This is a genomic window from Cytophagaceae bacterium (assembly GCA_016722655.1).
Classification (GTDB): Bacteria; Bacteroidota; Bacteroidia; order Cytophagales; family Spirosomataceae; genus Leadbetterella.
The window spans coordinates 1-6,590 of the sequence record JADKIR010000003.1; the positions used below are offsets into that span (position 1 = coordinate 1).

The following is a 6,590-nucleotide window of genomic DNA, read 5'->3' on the forward strand; positions in this document are numbered from 1 at the left end:
TTCATCTAAATAATGATACTTTTTAAAGGGTTTCCAAACTTCATCCTTATTGTTTGTGTTCCTGAATATTTCAAGTTTGATTTGTGGTCGTTTGTATTCGTTTGGACAAAAAAAAACCTCTGTTCATCAGTATTGTAAATCCAATCAGGTTCCAACCATTCAATTATATCTGAATGACAAGCGACCGCAATAAACTTTTTATTCATTTTGCGTATTGCTTTCTGAATAGCAAATGAGCCAGTCTTTGCAACCTCACGATTAACTACACTTGTGAACTCATCAAAAACAACTATTTCTTTTTCTTCTAATATTGACTTCGCTAAATCACATCGCATTTTTTCTCCATTACTTAAGACTGAATAAGGTTTGAGCCAACTTGGAGGACTGGCAAAACCAACACTTGTAAATGCTTTTGTAATTTCCTTTACGCTTTTTTCTTTTGGCATATCATCAATAACACTACTTTCTGAATAGTTCTGCTCAAAAATATAACCATCCTTAAAAAGTTCTTTTGCTATTGTAGATTTTCCACTACCTGAACTACCAACGATTAAACCTACATTCCAATCTTTGTCTTCGATTTGAATATTACCCTTGAATTTTTCACAAACTTTATCAATAGATAAATCAAAGGCATTTAATACACTTGAAACTCTAAAAGTTTCTTTTGGTTCTGTCTTTTTTATTATTTCAAATTCCATAATTACAAAGTTAATACCCTAACATTAAAACCATCCGCAATCATTTTATTGTACACTTGCTCTTGGTGTGTTTCGTCATTACAAGATATGATAACCTCAAAAGTTTCTTTTAAATCTCCTGAAAGGTCTTTGTGTTCGGTTTCATTATTTACATCAAAACCGGGCAAATCCAGTCCCCACTCTTCCAACTTTTCCGCATCCCATTCGTTCGCGAGGTCATCCCAGGAATGCTCACCAAAAGCAACATTATCCTTTATCGTGTAAGCTCTCAGCTTATCAACGCTTGTTTCTTTTGGAAGTATTTTGGTCGGTACTTCTTTTACTCCAAGTTCTTTCAAAGCTCTTAATCTCATATTTCCACAAATAACGACTAATTCACCGTTATTATCGTAGGCTATAACTTCCCGAAGTTGCAACATTTCAGGATCGTCTTGTAATGATTTTTTTAATTTAATAAACTTATCATCTTTCAAAATTCTTGGATTTTTTGGCAATCCTTCAATTTGTCCGGAATTGTTTTTTAAATCTTTTACTTTAACTAATTGAGTTTGCATATATATAATCAAATTTATCTAACCAATCGAATCTGTTTTTTTTAATGGCAAACTCTTCTAAAGTATTTTGCCTTTTTTGTGAATTACAACTTTTGCAAGAATAAACTAAATTGTAAGTTTGATTGTCTCCAAGTTTTGAAACTGGAGTTAAATGTTCAATAGCTTTATAATTAGTTAAATCAGCTTCGCAAAAGAAACAATTATTATTTTGAAATTTTAAAGCATTTTTTAAAAAAAATATTGGCATTTTTAATTTTAGCCCCAATTTTCTTTTATAAAAGGATTCTTTCATTCTTATTGATTCAGTTTCCTTTCCTCCTTTCCAGTTATAAAGATTTTTTCCTTTACATTTTTCTGAGTTTTTACGCCCCTGGCTTAATGCAAGTTTATGTTTTTCGGTCAATAAAATTCCTTTTAAACTTTTCTTAACCTTTATCGGCTTTTCCTTAATTAAGGATTTTGCATAGCATTCTTTTTTGCAGTATTTTGGTGTTCTTGTTTTGCAGTTTTTAGTACTTTGGAATTCAACGCCACAAGTTAAGCAGTTAAATTTTTGATTTTTTAATATCTCAGTACCCATAATTTTGATTTGTTAATTAAAAATGATTTAATTAACCGATTGATTTACCTATTCGGTCGGGTGTAAAATTATGAAAACTTTGTAAATAAAAAAAACACCCTTAAAAAGAGTGCTTTTAAATTAAACCCTAACCTATAAAAACTATGACATTTTTTTTCAAAAGTAACTCCGAGAATAAACCGGAGTTCTAAACCATTCCCATTAAAATAACTTGTTCTTCTACTTTTTGTTTAGATGTTTACAATTTATTTAGTCTTTAATGTTTTATTTCGGGAAAATACCTTACTGATGAAAAATCAATATCTGATTAATTTCATCCAAATTTAGCAACTGATAAACTACTATTACCAAAATTGCTATTAAAATCTTTTTGTGTTGCTTTTTCATGATTATTTTATAAAAGCCATTTTTGAATAATCAGTAAATCCACCACCTTTAATAATTGACTTTAATGCACCAGTTCTGCCAATAGGTTGTAAGGTAAAACAAATCCGTCTTTTTCTTCTCAAAGAAACAAGTCCAAAACCATTAACAGAAAGATACTTTCCATTCAAAAAGAACATAAGCGTTTTTTGCTTTGTTAAAAACTTTTTTGTTATTAACCTTAACAATTGATAATTGGCTATTTAAAAATTCTGTTTTTGTCATTGTCGTAAATGTTTATTTCTGATTGTTTGATGAACAAATATAGCAGGTTATTTTGATATAAAAAATATTTTAACTTATTTTTCAAATTATTTTATCTCCCATACACAAGTAAACATGAGTCACGCATTTCGGAATTAGTTCTACCTTGATATTTTGTAATAGCTTTAAAGGTTTCTGCATTCACTTTTGATTTAGTTGGTTTTATCAAATGGTGCTTTAATCCTAAGTATTGGCACATTTCAACTATCTTTCTGCCAACTTCGTGATTGGCTCCTGTTCTTAATCCGATATTAGCGTTTATTGCTGCACTTCCATTTGTTACTTTATGCCAATTTGATTTATTAAGCCATCCGGCCTCAATAACTACTTCAATATCCAGAGTTTCACAATCTTTTAAAAATATAGTTTATCAAATAACTCAAAAAACTTTAAGTTTAAAAGCTCAAAATTTGTTTTTGAATAATATAAACATACACCGGATTTATCAATATCTGGATCAACTCCTATATACAACTTTTGCATATTTTAATTATTTTTTATTGAAATTTACTATTTTTCACTTAAAATTGTACTGAAATTTTTCAAAATTATTTTCAATTTAATTTTTATTGCAATGAAAAAACTTATTTTATCCTTGATTTTTGGCTTATTTGCCTTTTTCGCTCTGCCTCCGGTTTCCGTTTATGCTCAAGCTCCTACCGGCCCTGTAATTACTTATGTAAAAGTTGGTAATGCTTTGTCAACTCCAACTCATGCTGCAACTGATACGGTAACGAATACCAGCTAAATATCAATATGCGGTAGTCCAGGTGCAAATCTTCATGTTACTTTTCAGTCCTTATTTACGAAAGTAAACCGGAACTCCTCCAGAACTGTGGCATTACAAGGGATCAATAGATGGGTTAAATTGGTCTGGAACTATTGGAACTGCATTTACACTTACTGATGTCAGTACCCAGGTTGCCTCATTTGCTGTTGCCCCTTCCAGGTTATCAATGTTATCGAATTGTTGTAACTCCAACCGGCACGCAATCAAGCCGAATAGCTACAAAGGTATTGGTGCGGCGAAATTAAAAAAGCCATTTCCATTATTAAAATTTAAGAAAAAGCCTGGAAAACTCCGGGCTTTTTTTGCTATATCAAACTTACTACAAGTGATAACTTTAAAATGGCAAATCGTCCCCACATTCTAAACCTTTGCCTTTATTTTTATTTCTTTTGAAAAACATTTTTACCTGATAAGGGTAATAATATCTTATATGTCTCCAAAAAAACATTCCTAATCCAATAAAATTTCCATAATATCCATATTTGAAATTTACCATATAAATTGTATTCAAAATCTGATATTTTAGCAAAATATACTTCCGGACAATGGTCCTTCAATTACTTTTACTTCAAATCCTTTATAAAAAGAAAAGAATATTGGATTTAAAACTACATCAAACTTCATTACCTTGTCTTTTGCTTTTATCCGTATTGGCAACCTTAAAACGTCCATGATTATTTAAATTGAAAAATTAATGTTGTTAACTGCTTTTATGTTTGTTTAAAAATTTGGCCTAATCGCAAACATTCATTCCTTTGCTTTATTCTTTCAGAATCAAATGAATGAGGCACCAAATGCACCCTGTCCTGAATAGGAATTTCAACAAAGTCAATAAACCACTCGATATGAATACTGGCCGACTGTGTGCAATATTCTTCGAGTGCTTTTCTTGTAAAAATATGGTCAATGATAATTCTCTTGACTTCTGTAATTCTGGAATCCGGAATATTTCGGCATTGTCAAGGAACTGCATTTTATAATTCTTATTGGTAACTTCCTGGTTAATCAAATGAATTGGGGTATCTACCAATACATAAGCCAACAGTGCCTCATTTATTCCCCAAAGTTCCATGTAATTATCCAGCTGGCGAAAATAGAACTCTTCATTTGATTCGATAAGATGTTGACCAAATGTATTAAAATCCCAAGTCGATTTAATGTCAATAATCACTTTTTCAGACTTAATATCTCTTTTGCCACGTACCCAATCATTTTGTTTTTCCTGTTGATCTGAAACAAGCCTAATATTCAATAATTCACTCAAAGTACCGCTTTCTTTTTCAACTAAAATACCTTTGTCAAAGTATTTATTTTCAAGTCTAAAATCACGGTTAAATTTTTTTGAGCAAATATATTTTTGTCAAAAGTTTTTGTGCCGTTGTAGAAAGTTCAAATTTTGTTGACTTCAAAAACTTGTATTCAAGTTCAATAAGTTTTTCAGCTTGTTTTTCTGTCAATGGCTTTCCGATACCTAAATTTCTTTCTCTGAATGATTCAAGTTCTGAAATTGTACTTTCAGAAAGTGGACGTGGAACGGTTACTAAATCGCCTTGGTAATGGCTTCTGAATATGAAGTTTGAAAAGTCCATTTTATAATTCTTTTTCTTTTTCGTTAAACATAATTTCAAAATCAGATTGTTGATTTTCCGATAGTTGTTTCCAAAGTATATTTACTTCTTCTTTAGTGGAGGCAATTTTTAACTTTTGCTCAATTTCTGATGCATCAAGTTCGACAATCCATGCCCGAAATCCGGCTCAATAACCATGCCCGGCCTTTTCCTGTTGCCTTACCTATAATTGTATCTACTGAAGTATAGAAATCCATTTTTATCGGTATTGGAATTGTTTCCTCCTTTGTTTCTCCGTTTAAGATCCATGATATTTTTACATCAACCGCAGCTGATGTATTATTTGGATTAATCCGTGGCAAGGAACATACAAGATTATAAGAAAGACCTTTGAAATTATTAAGTAAATATCCGCACCTTCTTTTGTTGGATACATATTTCCACCAATAATATTGAATTGATTATTTACAGGTTGTAATCCCATCAAAACGGCTTCAATTAAACAATTTTTAACTACTGGCTCTGGATAGCCCGGGCCTTTTGAATATCCACCTCCTTGCTGTTTTACAAGGTCTTTGTCAGTTTTAAATCCAAGCCTGTTGCCTTGCAGTGCCATTATTGGCTGCATATACTCTGGAGTTAGTAATTCGCTTAATTGGCTTATGGCATCGGCTACCAAATATGCTTTTTGAAATCCTTGAATTTTATCGCTACCAATAACAGATAAAACATTATTATCCAGTTTTTTGGCAATTTCTATAAATTTTGAATCGCTTTGATTTTCCATTATTGATTGTTTTGTTAAATTATGATGCAATTTTATTATTAAGCCACCAAAGGCCAAATATTAAAACTAAGATTATTATAATCAATCTTAAAAGCTCTAATTAATGAACTGACTTGTGACTTACTCATAGATAATCAGGTTAGTTGTTTGGAAAATTGTTTGCGTCTGTTTCGTTGTCAAAATCAAGTTATCGCCTCTCTGAATCCCTGATATTTGGCAATCACAGTCAGATTAGTAATTATTCCAGTCCGGCACCTATCTCCGGGTTCTTTATAAACCTCCATAATCTGCCAGTACCTTCCGGTGTATACCGTATTTCCCGGTTGTTGCTTGTCCCCGGAATTCTACCGCAAATGTTTCCTTCATTTGCCTAAATCTGCTTGAAAGTTGATTCTAATGTTTCAGTTTGGAATTTGAACTTTAATTGTCGTATTTTTGTTTGATGTTGTAAAGTTACAAATAAAATCGACCAAAAAAATATTTATTTATGTTTCGGCCATTAATTTTTAAAAATATAAAATTATGAATCCTGGTCTGGTGCTGAATCTTTTAAATTCTGCTTTTATGAAAATACAATTCATAATAGACGAAAATACTTTTTTTTAAGGTAGTTCAATTTAACTGGTTTACAAGTACCGTAGATTTTATAGCCTCTTTTGGCTTATTGGATGTTTTTGGAGTGTCATTACCTAAAAGTAGTGAATTTTCTTCACATTTTCTTCTTCAATTATTTTCCAGTCTCTTTTATTTTCTTTGATTGCCGGTCGGATAGATTGGCTTATATTCCCGTCATAATCTGTTTCCAGTGCCTAGTACTAGGATACAAACTGTACTTCCTTCAAAGCTCAGTGTGTTATTCTATTCGCTTTCTTGTAAATCAGACTGTAAATTCGACTTTGGTGCTGAATTTTATTCGTAAATAC

General features: G+C 31.3%; 10 protein-coding genes. 1 reads left to right on the forward strand and 9 read right to left on the reverse strand.

Features of this window, described 5'->3' with window-relative positions:
* Positions 1–5: 5 nt before the first annotated feature.
* The 4 genes from IPP61_00585 to IPP61_00600 form a co-directional block, all read right to left on the reverse strand.
* Positions 6–701, reverse strand: a complete 696-nt coding sequence (locus tag IPP61_00585; protein ID MBL0323677.1) for a hypothetical protein — start codon at positions 699–701, stop codon at positions 6–8.
* A 2-nt stretch (positions 702–703) separates the two neighbouring features.
* A complete protein-coding gene (locus tag IPP61_00590; GenBank protein ID MBL0323678.1) occupies positions 704–1,255 on the reverse strand; it encodes a ParB N-terminal domain-containing protein in 552 nt (183 codons plus the stop codon).
* A complete protein-coding gene (locus IPP61_00595; GenBank protein ID MBL0323679.1) occupies positions 1,236–1,835 on the reverse strand; it encodes an HNH endonuclease in 600 nt (199 codons plus the stop codon). Before IPP61_00595 ends, IPP61_00590 begins: the two co-directional genes overlap by 20 nt.
* Before the next feature lie 389 nt (positions 1,836–2,224).
* A complete protein-coding gene (locus IPP61_00600; GenBank protein MBL0323680.1) occupies positions 2,225–2,389 on the reverse strand; it encodes a hypothetical protein in 165 nt (54 codons plus the stop codon).
* A 707-nt stretch (positions 2,390–3,096) separates the two neighbouring features.
* Here IPP61_00600 and IPP61_00605 point away from each other — a divergent pair.
* Positions 3,097–3,270 carry a hypothetical protein gene (locus IPP61_00605; GenBank protein ID MBL0323681.1) on the forward strand — a complete coding sequence of 58 codons (174 nt, stop codon included), beginning with the start codon at positions 3,097–3,099 and terminating at the stop codon, positions 3,268–3,270.
* A gap of 93 nt (positions 3,271–3,363) precedes the next feature.
* Here IPP61_00605 and IPP61_00610 read toward each other — a convergent pair whose 3' ends face one another.
* The 5 genes from IPP61_00610 to IPP61_00630 all read right to left on the reverse strand — a co-directional run bounded on the left by IPP61_00610 (position 3,364) and on the right by IPP61_00630 (position 5,667).
* Positions 3,364–3,504, reverse strand: coding sequence for a hypothetical protein (locus tag IPP61_00610; GenBank protein MBL0323682.1), 141 nt, complete (start codon positions 3,502–3,504; stop codon positions 3,364–3,366).
* Between the two features lie 330 nt (positions 3,505–3,834).
* Entirely contained in the window at positions 3,835–3,984 is a 150-nt protein-coding gene (locus IPP61_00615; GenBank protein ID MBL0323683.1) for a hypothetical protein, read from the reverse strand.
* Between the two features lie 88 nt (positions 3,985–4,072).
* Positions 4,073–4,576: a hypothetical protein gene (locus IPP61_00620; protein ID MBL0323684.1), complete on the reverse strand. Its 504-nt coding sequence runs from the start codon at positions 4,574–4,576 to the stop codon at positions 4,073–4,075.
* Positions 4,577–4,643: 67 nt separating this feature from the next.
* Positions 4,644–4,901 (reverse strand): hypothetical protein, encoded by a 258-nt coding sequence (locus tag IPP61_00625; protein ID MBL0323685.1) that lies wholly within the window; start codon positions 4,899–4,901, stop codon positions 4,644–4,646.
* Between the two features lie 295 nt (positions 4,902–5,196).
* Entirely contained in the window at positions 5,197–5,667 is a 471-nt protein-coding gene (locus tag IPP61_00630) for a hypothetical protein (protein ID MBL0323686.1), read from the reverse strand.
* Positions 5,668–6,590 lie beyond the last annotated feature (923 nt).